The organism is Lutibacter sp. HS1-25 (assembly GCF_004121075.1).
Lineage (GTDB): Bacteria > Bacteroidota > Bacteroidia > Flavobacteriales > Flavobacteriaceae > Lutibacter.
The window spans coordinates 318,651-337,001 of sequence record NZ_RHLN01000001.1 but is presented as its reverse complement, the minus strand read 5'-3'; the positions used below and the strand labels follow the sequence as shown (position 1 = coordinate 337,001).

The window sequence follows — 18,351 nt, the reverse complement described above, 5'->3', positions numbered from 1 at the left end:
GAAGTTGACCCTGAAACAAAAAAATTACTGCAAATTACCAAAGAAAGTTTGTACGAAGGCATTCGTGAATTTAAAGCTGGAAACCGCGTTGGAGATGTAGGATATGCCATACAAAATTACTGTGAAAAACACGGTTACGGAATTGTACGCGAATTGGTTGGACACGGATTGGGAAAAACAATGCACGAAGATCCTGAAATGCCAAACTACGGCCAAAGAGGAAGAGGGAAAAAATTTGTTGAAGGAATGGTTGTTGCAATTGAACCTATGGTAAATTTAGGAACTCACCAGATAAATCAACTAAAAGATGGCTGGACCATTTTAACAAAAGATGGAAAACCAAGTGCTCATTTTGAACACGATGTTGCCATTGTTAACGGAAAACCTGAATTGCTGTCTACTTTTAAATATATTTATGAAGCTTTAGGAATTGAAAGTACTGAAGAAGACGAATTTAGACAATAGATTTTAATGCCAATTTTTAAAACTGTTTTAAACACCATACCAAGACCTTTACTTATTAAAATGAGTTATTGGGTGCGTCCTGTAATTTCATTTTATTTAAAAGGAAATACCTATACAGATCCTATTGATGGTAAAAGTTTTAAAAAGTTTTTACCTTATGGTTATGGCGAACAACGCCCAAATGTTTTGTCGCCCAGCACACTATCATTAGAACGCCATAGGTTAATTTGGTTGTATTTAAAAAATGAAACCGATTTTTTTACAGCTTCAAAAAAAGTGCTGCATATGGCACCAGAACAATGCTTTTTAAAATTGTTTAAGCAGCAACAAAACTTAGATTATATTACAGCCGATTTGTATTCTCCAATTGCAGATGTAAAAGCTGACATTTGCGATTTGCCTTTTGAAGAAAATACTTTTGACATTGTTTTTTGCAACCATGTTTTAGAACATATTGAAGATGATAAAAAAGCGATGAGCGAATTGTATCGTGTTTTAAAACCTGGCGGAATGGGCATATTTCAAATTCCGCAGGATTTGAGTTTAGACAAAACTTACGAAGATTTTACAATTACATCTAAAGAAGAGCGCAAAAAACATTTTGGGCAATACGATCACGTTCGCGTATACGGAAAAGATTATTTTGACCGTTTACGCGCTGTTGGATTTAATGTAAATGAAGTTGATTACTCTAAAACACTTTCAACAGATTTGGTTGAAAAATACTGTTTGGTTAAAGGTGAAATTTTACCTGTTTGCACTAAATAGCCTGCATTTTTAAATGAGGCGAAGTATAGGTTTTCATTTCATCATTTTCATCAACATAAATTAAAAATACTTTTAATTCTGGGTGATTTTTTAAAAACTGCAATGTTTTTTCTAAGCCCATAGCCATACAAGCTGTTGCATAACCGTCAACATCGGCACAATCAGATTTTGCAATTACCGAAGCACTTAACAAATTACTTTCAGAGGCATAACCTGTTTTGGTATTGATGGTATGTACATATTTTTTACCATCGGCTGTGGTTCTGTATTTTCTATAATTGCCTGAAGTTGCAATAGATTCGTTATTTAACTGAACAATAGATGCAAAAGAACGCGTTCCATCTTCGTTAGGATTTTCAATAGCAATGCGCCACGCTAAGTTTTTTTCGTTTACACCTCTGGCTCTTATTTCACCACCAATTTCGACCATATAATTTTCAATGTTGTATTGCTCAAAAAGTCGCCCAACCATATCAACCAAATACCCTTTTCCAATGGCATTAAAATCGAAATAAATTTCAGGATACAATTTATGCACTTTTCCGTTTTTCAAACTAACTTTATCAAAACCAACATATTTTAACAATTGATTAATTTTAAGTGAATCTAAATCTTCAATAGCTTCGCCAGGTCCAAAACCCCAGGCATTTACCAATATACCAACTGTTGGATCAAAATCGCCATTGGTTTCATTAAAAATTCTTTCAGATTTGGTAAAAACTTCTTCAAAAAAAGCATCTACTACCACTGTGGTATCTCCTTTATTTACTTTTGAAATATCAGATGTTGGAATATAGGTTGAAGTAGATTTGTTAATAGCCTTAATTAAACTATCAATTTTAGGTCTAAAATTAATATCGTCTTCATCTAAATAATGAATTGAAAAAGTAGTACCAATAGCATTACCCTGAATAACAACCAAATTACTATCCTGATTATCACAGGCATACAAAACAAATATTAAAATTAAGAATATATAATTTTTCATTAAAAAATAGATTAAATTTTATCAAATAATTAGTTTGCAAAGATAACATTAAATTATCTCTTAAAAATTTCTTAAATTAATAAATATCCATAACCAAATGAATACTTTTTTATAAATTTGGTACGCATTTAAAGCAATATAAAAATATGAGAAAAATAGCAGTAGTATTATTACTTACATCAGTGGTATTAAGTTCATGTGTTTCAAAAAAGAAATACACCGAGTTAGAAGGAAATTTTAGCCAAAAAAATCAAGAATTGGTTGACACAAAAGCAGATTTAATGAAGTGTCAAGTTGAAAACGAAAGTAAAATTTCGTCACTTAATCAACAAATTTCAAGTTTAAAAGAAGACAAAGCTAAAACTTTAGAATATGTTGATAATTTAACTGTATTGTCAAAATCAGCTTCTGACAACATTAAAGAAACCCTTGCTCAAATGGGTAAAAAAGATCAGTACATTCAGTACATCCAAAAAGCAGTTACTAAAAAAGATTCTATCAACTTAGCACTTGGATTTAAATTAAAAAGTGTGTTGAAAGATGGATTTGAAGATGACGACATTGAAGTTAATGTTGAAAAAACAGTTGTTTACATTTCTATTGCTGATAAATTATTATTTAAAAGTGGTAGTTCAACAATTTCTTCAGAAGCTAAAGCTGTGTTAGGTAAAGTTGCTGATGTAATTGCAGCACAACCTAATTTAGAAGTAATGGTTGAAGGTTATACTGACAACAAACCAATTAATACTAGCTGTATTAAAGACAACTGGGATTTAAGTGTATCTCGTGCAACTTCAGTAATTAGAGTGTTACAAAACAACTTTAAAATTGACCCAGCTCGTTTGGTTGCTGCAGGTAGAAGTGAGTATACTCCTTTAGACACTAACAACACTGTTGAAGGTAGAGCTAAAAACAGACGTACAAGAATTGTTTTGATGCCTAAATTAGATCAGTTCTTTGAATTGTTAGAGCAAAAAGTAGACTAATTCTAGTTTCAATAAAATTTAAAAGACCGTCTTTTCAGACGGTCTTTTTTTTTGATATTACTTTTAAACATTTGGTTATTTTGGAAAAATCTAAGTGGCTTTCAGAAAAATTTTAAACTTCAATCTAAAAATTTAGCACCACTATTTTAAGTTATTTAATTTTTAATAAAACAACAATTATAATTGTTAGTAAATTACCCATTGCAGTCATTAAAATATCATAAAAATCTATTGGATACCCCATAAAAAATTGAATAAATTCCCAAAGGGTTAATCCTAAAAACGAAAATAAAAAAGCAAATAGCAACCTTTTTGTCAATGAATTTTCATGAATGTAAAAAGCCCTGAAATAAACAAATGCAATTACACAAAATCCTGATCCTGCAAAAAAATTTGGCAAAGTACCTTGTAAAAAATCAAAAGTACCAGACAAATGAAGGTTTTTTGGTCTAATAATTGTTTTTATAATTACGATACCTAAAAATGATACAATTGCCCAATAGCTTAAAATTCTCATTCTAGGTTTCTCTTTTCTTTCTTTAGCTAACTGATACTTAATATTATTAAAATTCATCTATATTTTAATTAATTTCCAAACACTAAAAAAACAGGTCATTTTTAAAACCTGTAATATGTTTGTAAAATATATTAAACTTACTTTTTAACTATTTTTAAAATAACGGGCTTATCTAAATATACTTTTGAAATATAAATTCCTGTCGGATTATCTTGAAGTGACAATTGTACTTTACCAAATTCAACTGGATACATTTTAGAAGAAATTAACTGTGCCTGCATATTGTACAATTCAATTTTCACTTCTTTTTTTGAAGTTGGTAATTGGATTTCAAAATCGCCATTGGTAGGATTTGGATAAGCAATAATTTCAGTTATCAAGTCAATTTCTTTAGAAAAAACACCTTCACAAGCTACACTTGTTTTTACCTCAATCAAATCCCCGTGATTTACATTTAAAGCAAAAGAATTAAGATTGGTTTCAAAAGCCAAGTTTCCGTTTACCAATACTTCAAACGGAGCAGTTCCTTGAGCAATATCAATAACAACATCCTTCTCTTTAACAGTTGCTTTTCCAACAACTATTGTACCTGCTTCAACAGTAACATTATAACATTGCTCAAAAGTTTTATTTTCATCAGCAACAAAAACACCTATACAAAAATCATATGTTCCTGCAGGTAAATTAGAAATGGTTTGGTTGGTTATAAAACTGTAATCAACATTATGAATGGTTGTAGTATAGTTGTAATTTTTTAGCGCCGTAATTATAATTTCACCATTGTCTTTACCTGGACAAGTTTCGTCAACAGTTTTAATTTCAAAATTGTTTGCAGGCAATATAAAACAGCCCAATGCATCTACGGTATTTCCAAAAGGAGTATTTGGACATTGATCAATGTCGTTTATAACACCATCTCCGTCATCATCGTTAATATCTGTTATAATTCCACAAATTTCCAGACTCCAAGAATTGATAGTTCCTGTATCGGCTTCACCAGCATCTACAACTTTTAATTTCCAAATACCATTTGAAAAACCATTGTTTAAAAACGACAACGGAAGTTGCGGCTTATAAGTACCCGTAAAAGGTGCTGAACCATTAACAATACTAGTAGTTGCAGCATCATTAAAAATAGTGTTGGTATAATTATCACCACCACCTCCATTTTCAGCAGACAACAAAACCACAATACCTTCAGGACTAATTAACGAAATTGACAAATCTTCTACATAACTATGTGTTATATTTAAAGTAACAGACACATCTGTAATTAATTTTACATCACTTACCGAAATAGTAGAAAAAACACCAACAGAGCTATTGTCGGGTATGTCTTTTGGAATGTCTGTTGAAGTGTAAGTATTACAAATCTCATTGGCAGTTGTAAATTTAAATGGATTGCTATAACTACTTTCACCACAATTATTGATTGATTTTACCCTCCAATAATAAGAAGCATCAAGAGCCAGTAAAATTGGCTTGTAAGAATTTGTATTTACAGTAGCTTGTTCTACAATTGTTGTAAAAGAAGCATCTGTTGCCAATTGAACTGTATATGAAACCGCATTGAAATTTGCATTCCAATTTAGTGAATACGGTTTTAAATAAGCCAATTTATTATCTGTAGGAATTGTTAAAATAGGAGCTGTTAAATTCGCATCATAAACATTTAATAAAACTTCTTTTCTTTTTTCTAGTGAAGTTGTTGCAGAAGTTCCAACAATATCAAATTTATAAGCTCCAAAGTCAAGATTTGAAGTTCCGCTTACCGTTACTACCACATTGGTATTATTGGCTGTTGCGGTTGCTGGACTAAAACTTACAGTTGTTCCGGCCGGGTTTCCAGCTGCAGTAAACGTAGTAACTTCATTAAAACCTAAAAAAGTATTGTATGTAAAATTATAAACAGCATTGGTTGGCTTACAAACTTCAGAAGTTATTGAAGAAAAAGTAATGGTAAATTCTTTAGCCTGAATATTGATATTTGCTGCATTTATAGCGTAAAAAATATTACCAACACTCTCTACTTTAATTCTTGCTAAAGTTGAAGTCACATTTGGTACAACAATATTTGCAGTACCATTATTTGCAATATTTGAAGCCAAAGTATACGGATACGTATATCCACCATCTACAGACAATTTAATATTTACATTGGTACAATTTATGGGCGCAATATTGGTATTTGCAACATCCCATTTTATCTCTTTTGATTGACCCGAACTCCAAGAAACTACGGTGCTTTGCGAAGTTACCCTAAAAGGACCAGCATCTTTATTAAAAGTCAATGTGGTTTCTCTACTTGCAGATTGCCCTCCATTTACATTGTTATCCCTTACATTTACGCCAAATTTCATGGTTCTGGCAACCGACGGTAAAACTTCCCATGTATTAGATAATTGACCCGCAATAACGGTATTTAAATTGGGAAAATATCGGGTTGATGATGTACTAGGAGCATAAGATCTAAAAACCGGACCTTGAATTGCCGTTGCAACTGGCGGTGCTGTTGTTATTTGAGTATCAAGCTGCTCCCAAGTGTAGGTTAAAACATCTCCATCAGCATCACTTGCAGTTGCATTTAAAAAAAATGGCGTTGAAATTGGCAACGTATAAGTTGGCAAAACATCAACCGTTGGTGTATTGTTTCCTGTTAAAGTAATATTGGCACAATTACTAAAACCGCTGGTTATATTTGCCCACATTTCATTTACACTAACCAAATGAAAATAATCATTGGCATACGACTTAACATTTTCTGGAGCACACAAACCTGCATAAGACATAATGGTTGATCCACTGCCGGGTTCAACAGCTGTTGCATCATTTCTATTTCCACCGCCACATCCCTCTTTACTGCTATTAAAAGTATGATTGGCACCATATTGATGTCCCATTTCATGAGCCACAAAATCAATATCATACAAATCTCCAACAGGAAAGCCAGAGCCTGTAATACCTTTTGCTTTGCTTGTTGTACAAGGCGAATTGATGGTAGCCAAACCACCGCCACCAGTACTAAAAGTATGACCTATATCGTAATTAGAAAACCCAATATTGTTGTCTATTACAAACTGACTTTCGTTGATTAAAACATCGCCATTGTCGTTTGTAAAACCATCAGTTAAAGGGTCTAAAAAAATAATAGAAGCATTGTTAGCAACCAGCTGCATAGTTAAAGAAACATCGCGTTCAAAAATAGCATTTACACGCGTCATTGTTGCATTTATTGCCGAAAGTACCACTTCCTTTTTACGAGCTTCAGAGGCAGTTTCACCAATTCCGTTATAAGCCAGTTGAAATTGAGCATATTCGCCAGTTGTTGCAATCGCCAATCTAAATGTTCTTAATTTTCCATCATTTACATTTTCAGTTTTTGAAGCCAAATCAGGTAGCTTTTGCTGTAAAGTTCCAACCATCTTGTCTGCTTTACAAACAAAAGGAGCTGTATTTGGCAACTCTTTTTTAGCGTAAACGATGTATGATTTTTTATCTGAAGTATATGGATCAATAAAAACAGCTTCATCTTTAGTTTGCATAATCATAGCATGCAAACCGATATCAGAAACACTAAAACGAATGATAGTTCCTGGGTTTTCAATACTTTCTCCAACATAAGATTTTATTGAAGGAAATTGTTTTTGAAGTTGCTCATCTAAAATAGAAGATTCATAAACTTCATATTTTTCAACAAAGCCATTAGTGGTTGGAAAACTTACAATAGTAGTTGATTTTTGAAATTTACCTTTGTTTTTTGGGGCTTTTTGAAGTGATTGTTTTAAAGTATTGATGTCTAAATTATAAACTTCATACGCATTTGGAATGGATCTTCGTTTAATCTTATCAATTTCATTTATTTGAAAATCAACTTGTTGATTCCAAACTTTGTCATTTTTTTGTGCAAATAAAGAAGAAATTACGAAAAACATAAAAAGCATTAAACTATTTTTTCCCAAGCTGTTTTTCATAATTATAAATTTTACCCAATTAGCAATCTCGAACCAACAAATATAATTGATATTATTTTTCACAGCAATTTATAACTGTTTTAATTAACAGTAATGTGAGTGCTTTTAATTAAATAAAGTATTTTTGCACTTTCAAATAACCAAATACTATTTTCAACTTTGAAAATTTATAGAGATTTATCTGAATACACTTCACCTAAAAAATCATTTGTCACCATTGGCACTTTTGATGGGGTTCATTATGGACATCAAAAAGTAATCCAAAAATTAATAAATAGTGCTAAAAAAAACAATGCAACTTCGGTCTTATTGACTTTTTTCCCACATCCCAGAATGGTTTTACAAAAAGATTTAAGCATAAAACTAATTAATACTATTGATGAACGTATTGTTTTGTTAGAAAAAATGGGTCTAGATGCCTTGATAATTCAACCTTTTACCAATGAATTTTCAGAATATTCGGCATTGGATTTTGTAAAAAACATTTTAATAAACAAGCTTAATATTGCCAAATTATTTATTGGTTACGACCATCATTTCGGCAAAAATAGAGAAGGTAATTTTGAGCAACTCCAAGCTTTTGGAAACACTTTTAACTTTGAAGTACAGGAAATTTCTCAAAAAGACATTAACAACAACACGGTAAGTTCTACTAAAATTAGAGAAGCCATTGAAAATGGTTACATTGAAAAAGCGAACAGTTATTTGGGCTATTATTTTATGCTTACAGGTGAAGTTGTAAAAGGGAAAAATTTAGGTGAAAAAATAGGATTTCCAACAGCCAATATTCACATTAATGAACCTTATAAATTAATTCCGAAAACGGGTGCATATATTGTAAAATCTACCATAAATAATGAAACTGTTTTTGGAATGATGAACATTGGCTTTAGACCAACCGTGAGTGGAAAAAATCAAACTATTGAAATACATTTTTTTGATTTCAACGATAATTTATATGGTAAAAATATTCAGGTTGAAGTGCTTTCATTTTTAAGAAACGAGCAAAAATTTGACTCGGTTGAAGCCTTAAAACAACAATTAAAGTTAGACAAAGAAAAGTCGCTAAAAATAATTAGTGGCACTTTTATTGCATAAAATTTTCACTAAATTACACCTATGAAAAATATTTTAATTAGTTGTTTGCTTTTGTTAATGGCGTGTAAAACACCTCAAAAAGCAACTTCGCAGGTTTCAGCAAACAAAAACATAACAACAACAATAGACAATTGCCCTGAAAATGGCACTTGCACACTCGAATTAATTTCAAACAAAACACTTGAATTTAAAACCGATGAATTTGGAAATTTATATCCAACTATTAACGAAGGATCAAAAACCATTTTAAAATATACTTTTACAAAAAAACCGCTCGAAAATACTGCCGACAGCAATTATACTGAACTAATTTATGCCGAATTGGATTCGCCAATTATTGATGTAAATTTAACCAACGAGCAACTTCAAAACGTACAATTACATTATGGTCGTTTGTGTTTTTGCAAAGGAGAAAGCGGTTATTTTCCTATAAAAAATGGCAACTTCAGTCTTACAAAAACCAACAAAGATTCTTTAAAAATTGACCTGAATTTTTCGGTAAAAAAAATCCCTCAAATTATTTCTGAAATACACCAAACTGTTTCTTTAAAATCAAATGAAACTAATTAGCATCTTTTAACTGCAATTTCTTAAATTTGCGGACTAATTAAAGGAAAAAACAATGTTACAAGTAGCGTTTATTAGAGAAAACAAAGAAACTGTTTTAAAAGGTTTAGCAAAAAGAAATGTAAAAAATGCCGAAGAATTGGTTGCTAAAACCATTGCAGCCGATGAAGAAAGAAGAGCAACTCAAACAGCATCAGACGCTATTTTGGCCGATCTAAATAAATTAGCAAAAGACATTGGACAGTTATTTAAAGCGAAAGAAGTTCAAAAAGCCGAAGTTTTAAAGCAAAAAACAGTTGTTTTAAAAGAAAAATCGAAAGAGTTAGCCGATAAACTTCAAAACATAACAACAGAATTACAAGAGTTATTATACTTAATTCCTAATATTCCTGCGGAAATTGTTCCTGCTGGAAATTCAGCCGAAGACAATTTAAATATATTTCAAAAAGGCGAAATTCCTGTATTACACGAAGGTGCTTTACCACATTGGGAATTGGCAAAAAAATACGACATCATAGATTTTGAGTTAGGTAACAAAATTACAGGTGCTGGTTTTCCGGTTTATAAAGGAAAAGGCGCCAAATTACAACGTGCTTTAATCAATTATTTTTTAGATAAAAATACCGATGCTGGTTACGACGAAGTTCAGGTACCGCATTTTGTTAACGAAGATTCTGCTTACGGAACAGGACAATTACCTGATAAAGAAGGGCAAATGTACCACGATGCACAGGATAATTTATATTTAATTCCTACTGCTGAAGTACCAGTTACCAATATTTTTAGAGATGTTATTTTAAAAGAATCTGATTTTCCACTTTGTAAAACCGCTTACACACCTTGTTTTAGACGCGAAGCTGGTTCATACGGAGCAGATGTTCGTGGTTTGAACAGATTGCATCAATTTGACAAAGTTGAAATTGTACGTATTGAACATCCTTCTAAATCTTATGAAGCTTTAGATGGTATGGTTAATCACGTTAAAGAAATTTTAACCGAATTAAATTTACCATTTAGAATATTGCGTCTTTGTGGTGGCGATATGGGCTTTACCTCAGCTTTAACTTACGATTTTGAAGTATTTTCTACTGCACAAGATCGTTGGTTAGAAGTAAGTTCGGTTTCTAATTTTGAAACTTTTCAAGCCAATCGCTTAAAATTACGTTTTAAAAACAGCGAAGGCAAAAGCGAATTGGCACATACTTTAAACGGAAGTTCTTTAGCATTGCCACGTATTTTAGCTGGTTTGCTAGAAAACTGTCAAACACCTGAAGGTATTAAAATACCTAAAGTTTTGATACCATATTGCGGTTTTGAATTGATCAATTAACAGGCACTTGTATCATTAGTTTTTTGTAGTGATTCATTTCAATCAATGCATCAAAATAATCGTGTAATTGTCCGTTATTCATAAAGTTGAATGCTTTATTTTTAGCGTTTTCGTATTGTTTAATTAACTCTTTCATTGGGTTTGTTTTAATAGATTTATACCCGAAAGACCTTTTTCAAAGGATTTTGTTACACCTAAAGTCCTAAGAGTAATTGCTTTTATCAAAATTTTAACACTTGTTTGGTTATCTTTGAATGAATAAATAGTGAAAAATGCGCCGACTTTTAATTTTAATATTTTGTTGTTTTTCTTTGCAGTTTTATGCACAAGAACAACAATTGGCGTATCAATATTACCGAAATGGAGATTACGAAAAAGCCATTGTTATTTTTCAATCTTTACACGATAACAATCCTTATAACACTTCATACACCAACTATTTAATTGATTGTTTTCAGCAATTAGAAAAATTTGAAGAAGCCAATGCTGTTATCAATAAATTATTAAAAGCATATCCTAATCAAGATTATTTGTATGTAGATTTAGGCTATAATTTTCAATTACAACACCAGCAAGATAAAGCCGAAACCTATTACAACAAAGCCATTTTAAGTATCGAAAAAACTCCTAATTTGGGTTATTTGGTTGGAAAAACTTTTCAAGAAAACCATTTGTTAGATTATGCACTTTTGGCTTATAAAAAGGCAATGGAAGTAAATGCTGCTGCAAATTACAATATGCAAATTGCCGAAATTTATGGTGAAAAAGGGGATGTTTTAAATATGTTTAACACCTATTTAAATATGGTTGAAGTAAATGAAAAATACACCTCAACCATTAAAAATTACCTTGCAAAATATGTTACCAATGATGCTGAAAATGAAAACAATATTCTATTAAAAAAACAATTGTTAAAACGCAATCAAAACAACCCGCAAGATAGTTGGAACAATTTGTTGAGTTGGTTGTATTTACAACAATTAGACTATGAAAAAGCATTGATTCAAGAAAAAGCATTGTACAAACGCAATGCAACAGATTTACTACCAATAACTGATATTGGTAAAATGGCATTCGATAAAAAATCATACGAATCGGCTAAAAACTGCTTCAATTTTGTATTACAAAACACAAAAGATGTAAATGCCGAATTAACAGCTAAACTATATTTGCTTCAAATTGATATGGATACAAATGCTTCTGTAGAAAATATTCAATCACAATTTGACCAATTATTTAATCAATACGGAAAAAAAACGACAACTGTTGGCATACAGGTTATTTATGCTGAATTTTTAGCCTTCAAAAAAAACGAATCTAAAGAGGCTATCTTATCATTAAAAGAAACGCTAAAATTGCCATTAAACGAATTTGAAAAAGGGTATATAAAAACAAAATTGGCAGATGTATTGGTGTTTAACAATCAGTTTAGTACTGCGTTGATTTATTATACACAGGTTCAAAACGATTTAAAAAATCACGAAATTGGACAAGCAGCACGTTTTAAAATTGCGCAAACATCGTACTTTAAAGGCGATTTTGATTGGGCGCAATCGCAATTGAAAGTATTGAAAAATTCCACATCACAATTAATTTCAAACGATGCTTTGGCATTGAATTTGCTGATTACAGACAATGAGGTAAAAGACAGTTTAAAAATTGCTTTAAAAAAGTATGCAACTGCTGATTTACTGGCATTTCAAAATAAAAACAAGGAAGCTATTGACACTTTACAAACAATTTTAGTTGCATATAAAGGACATCCTATTGAAGATGAAACGCTTTTTAAACAAGCACAACTCCTTGAAAAAACAGCTGATTTTGAACAAGCCGAACAAAATTATTTACAAATAATAGCTTTAAAAAATGACGATATTTTAGCCGATGATGCAACGTATTATTTAGCTGAACTATATTTAAATAAATTAAATAACCGAGAAAAAGCTTCTCAATATTATCAAAAAATTATTTTCGAATATCCTTCAAGTATTTATTTGGTTGATGCTCGAAAAAAGTTCAGAATGCTAAGAGGAGATGAAATATATTAACCAATTACGATTTTAGAATTTGAAAGTTTGGGATTTTAAATAATAAAAAAAAGATAAGTAACCCTTAGTATATTAATTTTTAACTTTACCCATTCAAATTTGAACCTTTAAACCTTTAAACCAAAAATGTACATATACAACGTAACCACAAATGTAGACGAAACTGTCCACCAACAATGGCTCACTTGGATGAAACAAAAACACATTCCGGCTATGCTCGCAACGGGTAAATTTACCAAAGCAAAAATGTGTCAAGTTTTAGTAGATGAAGAAATGGGAGGTGTTACCTATGCTGTGCAATACACAACTGAAAGTAAGGAAGCTTTAGAAACATATTACAACAACTACGCTACAAAATTACGTGAAGAAGCAATGCAATTATTTGGAACTAAAATCTTATCTTTTAGAACCGAATTAAAAGTAATTTCAGAACAGTTTAGCATGAGTCTTAAAAACTAATTTTATGAGTGTAAAAGCAAAAAAACACCTTGGTCAACATTTTTTAACTGATGAATTAATAGCACAACAAATTGCTGATACTTTAACCCAAAACGGTTATAAAAATGTGTTGGAAATTGGTCCGGGAATGGGTGTTTTAACCAAATATTTGCTAAAAAAACCACTCACAACCCATGTAATTGAAATTGATACTGAATCTGTTGAATATTTACAAGCACATTATTTAAATTTAGCTGAAAGAATTATTTCAAAAGATTTTTTAAAAATTGATTTAAAAGATTTTTTTGGCGATGAGCAAGTTGCTATTATTGGTAATTTTCCGTACAATATTTCTACACAAATTGTTTTTAAAACCCTTGAAAACCGCCATCAAATACCTGAGTTTTCTGGTATGTTTCAAAAAGAAGTTGCACAACGTATTGCCGAAAAAGAAGGTAGCAAAGTCTACGGTATTTTATCAGTTTTAACACAAGCATTTTACAATGTTGAGTATTTATTTACGGTACCTCCAACAGTTTTTAATCCGCCTCCAAAGGTTGATTCGGGTGTCATTCGATTCATTAGAAAAGAAAATTACACACTACCTGTTAATGAAAAATTATTTTATAAAGTTGTAAAAACTGCCTTTCAACAACGTAGAAAAACTTTGCGAAATAGTTTAAAAACCTTGAATTTATCGGATAGTTTGCGTGAAGATAGTATCTTTGACAAACGCCCCGAACAATTATCTGTTCAAGAATTTATCAATCTTACTTCTAAAATAGAAAAAGATGCAATTTGAAATTACAAAAGAATCTATTCAAGAAATTCAACAACTTATTGCTGAAAACAACAATGCTGCCCTTTTAAATTTATTAGAAGAAGTGCATCATGCTGACATCGCTGAAATTATTGAAGAAATTGAAATTAATGAAGCCATCTTTTTAATTAAATTACTTGAAAGTGATGTTACTTCGGAAGTTATTGCCGAATTAGACGAAGACACGCGTGAAAAGATTTTAAGAGGACTTTCATCTAAAGAAATTGCTGAAGAAATTGATGAGTTAGATACTGATGATGCTGCTGATATTATTTCTGAACTTTCTGAACAACAAAAGAAAGAAGTAATTTCTCATCTAGAAGATGAGGAACACGCCAAAGAAATTGTAGAACTTTTACGCTATGATGAAGACACTGCGGGTGGTTTAATGGCAAAGGAATTGGTAAAAGTGAATGAAAACTGGAATGTACTTACTTGTGTTAAAGAAATGCGTGCTCAGGCCGAAGAAGTTTCACGCGTACACTCTATTTATGTAGTTGATGACAATGACATTTTAAAGGGTCGTTTATCATTAAAAGATTTATTGACAACTTCAACTAAAACAGCTATTAAAGACGTTTTTATCAAAAAAGTAGATTCGGTAAATGTAAATGATGATGCTGAAGATGTTGCTAAAATTATGCAGAAATACGATTTAGAAGCCATTCCTGTGGTTGATGAATTGGGCCGATTGGTAGGAAGAATCACCATTGATGATATTGTAGACGTAATTAAAGAAGAAGCTGAAAAAGATTACCAAATGGCGGCAGGTATTTCGCAAGATGTTGAAGCCGATGATACCATTTGGGAATTGACAAAAGCCCGTTTACCATGGTTAATTTTAGCTTTGTTTGGAGGCTTTGTGAGTGTGTCTATTTTAGGAGGGTTTTCTTCAGCAATGATTAATTATCCTGTCTTATTCTTTTTTACACCATTAATTGCAGCTATGGCAGGAAATGTTGGTGTACAATCTTCAGCTATTATTGTGCAAGGTTTGGCAAACGATAGCTTACGTGGCTCTTATTGGAAACGATTGGTTAAAGAAGTTACTCAAAGTTTAGTCAATGGTTTTGTGCTGGCTGCACTATTAATGTCGGCAGGTATGTTCTTTTTAGGATTTGAATTAAAAGTAGGTATTACTGTTGCAGTTTCATTGGTAAGCGTAATTATTATTGCATCAATTATAGGAACCTTTGTTCCCATTTTTTTAGATAAAAGAGGTATAGATCCTGCTTTGGCAACAGGTCCTTTTATTACAACAAGCAATGATATTTTAGGTATTTTGATTTACTTTTCTATCGCAAAATTAATTTTAGGATTTTAGTTTATTTGTAAACTAAATGCTGTTAACGTGGTGTTTGTATTTAATATCTGATACTAGTACTGAAACTTTTTAAACAAATCCCATAAAACAATTCCGGCACTTACCGATATATTTAAAGAATGTTTGGTACCCAATTGTGGAATTTCAACACAATAATCAGATGCCGAAACTACTTTTTGTTGTACTCCTTTAACTTCGTTTCCAAAAACTACGGCGTATTTTTGATTTGCTTCAATTTTAAAATCTTGTAACATGGTACTATTTTCAGCTTGTTCAATTGAAGCTACAATTACACCTTCAGCTTTCAATTTTTCGACCAAAGCAACTGTGTCTTCAACATATTCCCAATCTACAGATTCAGTAGCACCTAAAGCAGTTTTATGAATGTCTTTATGTGGCGGTTGTGCTGTGATACCACACAAGTAAATTTTTTCAATTATAAAAGCATCACTAGTTCTAAATACAGAGCCTATATTGTTTAAACTTCTAATATTATCCAACACCACTATCAACGGAATTTTAGCAGTATCTTTAAATTCTTCAACATTTAACCTACCAAGTTCACTATTTTTTAATTTCCTCATAAAATAATTCTTAAAACAAATATAATTTTTTAGCTCAACTTACCAACTAAAACAATTAATAATACCCATACTTTTATCAAATTCAATTACAATTATCTTCAAAATAACTTCACCCTAAATAATTCCAAAAAACAATATTAATTCCAAAAATTGGAATAAAAAAAACCATATTATACTTTGAAAATCACCATTTTAAACGTACTTTAGAGTGAATTTACATTTTGGCACAAAATTAGGTTATAATTTAAAAATAAAATATACCTAATGAAAAAAGTAACAACCATAATTGAACCCCCTATGAAAAATCTGAAATTTACCCTATTAACAATAAGCGTTCTATTTTTAACGTTTATTTCATGTACTAAAGAAACAGTTACAGACGAGAAAGAACCTGAAGCAGAAGTTAGTCAATTAGAAATTGAAAACATAAACATCCCAAAAGGTTTTGACTTTAGCACACAACAAAAAGTAAAAGTTACTATTAACGATCGCAAAAGCAATGTAAAATACGATGTATATGCTTATTCTGATGAAAAATACTTTGCTGGAAATGAAACCTATGAAAATGAAGAAGGTGTAACCGTTACCGAACCAATTTATAAATCTGATGTTTTAAATAAATTGATTTTTACAGGTGTACCTTACAATGGTAAATTAAGCCAAACCCTAACTTTACCAAAGTACTATACTCAAATATATATTCGACGAAATGACAATCTAAAATTTTCTTCTTCTATTGAAAACATCAATAACAATGAAGTAAATTTTACTTATACTTCTGTTGCTAGCAAATCTACTTCTGCTGGGGTTAAAGTTGATGATTATTTATACTGTGTAAACGGTAGTGCCGAATTATTTCAGGTTGACCCTGTTACAGGTGCATATACTTATTTATCTGATATGCCAATGGGTAGTTACACTTGCGCAATAGACCAAGCAAATAAAGAATTATATTCTATTGGTAAAAGCAGTCCTTACCCTTTAATGAAATATTCTATAGAAAAAAATTCTTGGGAAACTGTTGCTAATGTAGTTGCAGGAGGTCCTAGACTGGATTACAATTATAGAGATGGGTTATTGTATTTTTCATCTGGAGCAACTTTATACACCTATGACCCAACAAATGGAAAAACATTAGGTACATGGAAAATTAATGGTTTGCACAATACCGGAGGTGGAGATTTAGCTTTTGCTAATGATGGTACACTTTTTATGTGTACTTTTTCTGGATTGTACAAACTTCAGTTAAACAAAAATAATGAATATGATAGTACACGCATAAGTGCAGATAATTTACCGTTTCAACCAACATCTATGACTTTTGATTCTAATCAAGAATTATGGCTTGCCAATAATGCAAATAGTTCAGATTTAATTGTTATGGATACACAAACTGGCGGTTGGCAATACAATTATGGCATTAGTGCCAATAACAATACAGACTATGGAAGAACTATCAATGATTTAACAACTTTTAGAGTTTATACTGAAACAGTAGAGGATCCAGATACTGACGGTGATGGAATTATAGATAGAGATGATGAATATCCTGAAGATGCAAACAAAGCATTTGAAATTTTTACACCAAGTAAATACGGTTGGGGAACTATTGCTTTTGAAGATTTATGGCCAGCTACTGGCGATTATGACTTTAACGATGTTGCATTAAACTATAAAGTTATTGCGGTATTAAACTCTCAAAATTTAGCAGTTCAATTAGATTTTATATACAACGTAAAAGCAGATGGCGCTAGCTATATTAATGGATTTGGCCTTGAAATTGAAAATTTCTCACCATCGCTAATTGAAAGTGTTACAGGAGCCGTTTTAACACAAAACTACATTAATGTTGATGCTAATGGTACAGAAATTGGCCAAGAAAATGCGGTCATCATTTTATTTGACAATATGCATACTATGAAAGGTAAAGAAACTACCCTCTCTATCAAATTTAAAGAACCTGTAAGTACCGATAAATTAGGTACAGCCCCATTTAATCCGTTTATGATTATAAATAAAATACGTGAAAAAGAAGTGCATTTACCTAATGGACATACAACATCTTTAGGTAAAAAAAGTTTTGAGATTGATGGTATAAACAGAGATAAAGATGGAGACTATTTAACTGATAGAGGATTGCCTTGGGCCATAAATATTGTTCACGATTTTAAAGTTCCTAAAGAAAAAGTGACCATAAATACAGCTTACAATTATTTTATTCAATGGGCAACTTCTGGCGGCACTACTTATGCCGATTGGTATAAGGACAGTACTGGATACCGAAACGAACAATACATAAATAATTAATCAAAAATTTACAATCTATAAAAAGGTTCATCTTTAAAAAGGTGAACCTTTTATGTTTGTAATACTAATAGTAATTCTATAACTTCGCTTGCACTAAATTTAAAACCATCTTTCCTTGAAAAAAGTTCAAAAAGTCACTC

General features: G+C 31.2%; 16 protein-coding genes. 11 read left to right on the top strand and 5 right to left on the bottom strand.

Annotated elements, in window-relative coordinates; genetic code table 11:
* On the top strand, nucleotides 1–465 hold a 465-nt coding region (locus EC396_RS01425), incomplete at its 5' end, for a M24 family metallopeptidase (RefSeq protein ID WP_129364909.1).
* 6 nt (nucleotides 466–471) lie between these two features.
* Nucleotides 472–1,233 carry a class I SAM-dependent methyltransferase gene (locus tag EC396_RS01420; RefSeq protein WP_129364908.1) on the top strand — a complete coding sequence of 254 codons (762 nt, stop codon included), beginning with the start codon at nucleotides 472–474 and terminating at the stop codon, nucleotides 1,231–1,233.
* Here EC396_RS01420 and EC396_RS01415 read toward each other — a convergent pair.
* On the bottom strand, nucleotides 1,226–2,221 hold the full coding sequence (locus EC396_RS01415; RefSeq protein WP_129364907.1) for an FAD:protein FMN transferase: 996 nt from the start codon (nucleotides 2,219–2,221) through the stop codon (nucleotides 1,226–1,228). The two genes, EC396_RS01420 and EC396_RS01415, sit on opposite strands and share 8 nt — an antisense overlap.
* Before the next feature lie 146 nt (nucleotides 2,222–2,367).
* Here EC396_RS01415 and EC396_RS01410 point away from each other — a divergent pair, with 146 nt between their 5' ends.
* The gene (locus EC396_RS01410) at nucleotides 2,368–3,207 is read left to right on the top strand and encodes an OmpA family protein (protein ID WP_129364906.1); all 840 of its coding nucleotides are present in this window, start codon (nucleotides 2,368–2,370) and stop codon (nucleotides 3,205–3,207) included.
* Between the two features lie 151 nt (nucleotides 3,208–3,358).
* Here EC396_RS01410 and EC396_RS01405 read toward each other — a convergent pair whose 3' ends face one another.
* Both EC396_RS01405 and EC396_RS01400 read right to left on the bottom strand, forming a co-directional pair.
* Entirely contained in the window at nucleotides 3,359–3,781 is a 423-nt protein-coding gene (locus EC396_RS01405; protein ID WP_129364905.1) for a hypothetical protein, read from the bottom strand.
* A gap of 80 nt (nucleotides 3,782–3,861) precedes the next feature.
* Entirely contained in the window at nucleotides 3,862–7,695 is a 3,834-nt protein-coding gene (locus EC396_RS01400) for a reprolysin-like metallopeptidase (protein WP_129364904.1), read from the bottom strand.
* A gap of 159 nt (nucleotides 7,696–7,854) precedes the next feature.
* Between EC396_RS01400 and EC396_RS01395 the strand changes: the two genes are divergently transcribed.
* From EC396_RS01395 to serS, 3 genes are read left to right on the top strand one after another with little or no spacing between them, the layout of a single operon-like run.
* Complete coding sequence (locus EC396_RS01395) at nucleotides 7,855–8,793, top strand: bifunctional riboflavin kinase/FAD synthetase (RefSeq protein ID WP_129364903.1); 939 nt, start codon at nucleotides 7,855–7,857, stop codon at nucleotides 8,791–8,793.
* Between the two features lie 21 nt (nucleotides 8,794–8,814).
* Complete coding sequence (locus EC396_RS01390) at nucleotides 8,815–9,363, top strand: hypothetical protein (RefSeq protein WP_129364902.1); 549 nt, start codon at nucleotides 8,815–8,817, stop codon at nucleotides 9,361–9,363.
* A 52-nt stretch (nucleotides 9,364–9,415) separates the two neighbouring features.
* The gene (gene serS, locus EC396_RS01385) at nucleotides 9,416–10,690 is read left to right on the top strand and encodes a serine--tRNA ligase (RefSeq protein ID WP_129364901.1); all 1,275 of its coding nucleotides are present in this window, start codon (nucleotides 9,416–9,418) and stop codon (nucleotides 10,688–10,690) included.
* Here the strand turns inward: serS and EC396_RS17800 are convergent.
* Nucleotides 10,683–10,826 (bottom strand): hypothetical protein, encoded by a 144-nt coding sequence (locus tag EC396_RS17800; RefSeq protein ID WP_164975177.1) that lies wholly within the window; start codon nucleotides 10,824–10,826, stop codon nucleotides 10,683–10,685. The genes serS and EC396_RS17800 overlap by 8 nt on opposite strands.
* Before the next feature lie 136 nt (nucleotides 10,827–10,962).
* Here EC396_RS17800 and EC396_RS01380 point away from each other — a divergent pair, with 136 nt between their 5' ends.
* The 4 genes from EC396_RS01380 to mgtE all read left to right on the top strand — a co-directional run bounded on the left by EC396_RS01380 (nucleotide 10,963) and on the right by mgtE (nucleotide 15,320).
* Nucleotides 10,963–12,738, top strand: a complete 1,776-nt coding sequence (locus EC396_RS01380; RefSeq protein WP_129364900.1) for a tetratricopeptide repeat protein — start codon at nucleotides 10,963–10,965, stop codon at nucleotides 12,736–12,738.
* A 126-nt stretch (nucleotides 12,739–12,864) separates the two neighbouring features.
* Nucleotides 12,865–13,197, top strand: coding sequence for a DUF4286 family protein (locus EC396_RS01375; RefSeq protein WP_129364899.1), 333 nt, complete (start codon nucleotides 12,865–12,867; stop codon nucleotides 13,195–13,197).
* Between the two features lie 4 nt (nucleotides 13,198–13,201).
* Nucleotides 13,202–13,978: a 16S rRNA (adenine(1518)-N(6)/adenine(1519)-N(6))-dimethyltransferase RsmA gene (gene rsmA / locus EC396_RS01370; RefSeq protein WP_129364898.1), complete on the top strand. Its 777-nt coding sequence runs from the start codon at nucleotides 13,202–13,204 to the stop codon at nucleotides 13,976–13,978.
* The gene (gene mgtE / locus EC396_RS01365; protein ID WP_129364897.1) at nucleotides 13,968–15,320 is read left to right on the top strand and encodes a magnesium transporter; all 1,353 of its coding nucleotides are present in this window, start codon (nucleotides 13,968–13,970) and stop codon (nucleotides 15,318–15,320) included. The genes rsmA and mgtE overlap by 11 nt, the downstream gene beginning before the upstream one ends.
* Before the next feature lie 53 nt (nucleotides 15,321–15,373).
* Here mgtE and EC396_RS01360 read toward each other — a convergent pair whose 3' ends face one another.
* The gene (locus EC396_RS01360; protein ID WP_129364896.1) at nucleotides 15,374–15,904 is read right to left on the bottom strand and encodes an RNA methyltransferase; all 531 of its coding nucleotides are present in this window, start codon (nucleotides 15,902–15,904) and stop codon (nucleotides 15,374–15,376) included.
* Between the two features lie 264 nt (nucleotides 15,905–16,168).
* Between EC396_RS01360 and EC396_RS01355 the strand changes: the two genes are divergently transcribed.
* The gene (locus tag EC396_RS01355; RefSeq protein ID WP_129364895.1) at nucleotides 16,169–18,211 is read left to right on the top strand and encodes an LruC domain-containing protein; all 2,043 of its coding nucleotides are present in this window, start codon (nucleotides 16,169–16,171) and stop codon (nucleotides 18,209–18,211) included.
* Nucleotides 18,212–18,351 lie beyond the last annotated feature (140 nt).

Bases quoted from the DNA above. Each gene is read 5' to 3' on its own strand.
- EC396_RS01420 (WP_129364908.1), top strand. From the start codon at position 472: ATGCCAATTTTTAAAACTGTTTTAAACACCATACCAAGACCTTTACTT.
- EC396_RS01415 (WP_129364907.1), bottom strand. From the start codon at position 2,221: ATGAAAAATTATATATTCTTAATTTTAATATTTGTTTTGTATGCCTGT.
- EC396_RS01410 (WP_129364906.1), top strand. From the start codon at position 2,368: ATGAGAAAAATAGCAGTAGTATTATTACTTACATCAGTGGTATTAAGT.
- EC396_RS01405 (WP_129364905.1), bottom strand. From the start codon at position 3,781: ATGAATTTTAATAATATTAAGTATCAGTTAGCTAAAGAAAGAAAAGAG.
- EC396_RS01400 (WP_129364904.1), bottom strand. From the start codon at position 7,695: ATGAAAAACAGCTTGGGAAAAAATAGTTTAATGCTTTTTATGTTTTTC.
- EC396_RS01390 (WP_129364902.1), top strand. From the start codon at position 8,815: ATGAAAAATATTTTAATTAGTTGTTTGCTTTTGTTAATGGCGTGTAAA.
- serS (WP_129364901.1), top strand. From the start codon at position 9,416: ATGTTACAAGTAGCGTTTATTAGAGAAAACAAAGAAACTGTTTTAAAA.
- EC396_RS17800 (WP_164975177.1), bottom strand. From the start codon at position 10,826: ATGAAAGAGTTAATTAAACAATACGAAAACGCTAAAAATAAAGCATTC.
- EC396_RS01380 (WP_129364900.1), top strand. From the start codon at position 10,963: ATGCGCCGACTTTTAATTTTAATATTTTGTTGTTTTTCTTTGCAGTTT.
- EC396_RS01375 (WP_129364899.1), top strand. From the start codon at position 12,865: ATGTACATATACAACGTAACCACAAATGTAGACGAAACTGTCCACCAA.
- rsmA (WP_129364898.1), top strand. From the start codon at position 13,202: ATGAGTGTAAAAGCAAAAAAACACCTTGGTCAACATTTTTTAACTGAT.
- mgtE (WP_129364897.1), top strand. From the start codon at position 13,968: ATGCAATTTGAAATTACAAAAGAATCTATTCAAGAAATTCAACAACTT.
- EC396_RS01360 (WP_129364896.1), bottom strand. From the start codon at position 15,904: ATGAGGAAATTAAAAAATAGTGAACTTGGTAGGTTAAATGTTGAAGAA.
- EC396_RS01355 (WP_129364895.1), top strand. From the start codon at position 16,169: ATGAAAAAAGTAACAACCATAATTGAACCCCCTATGAAAAATCTGAAA.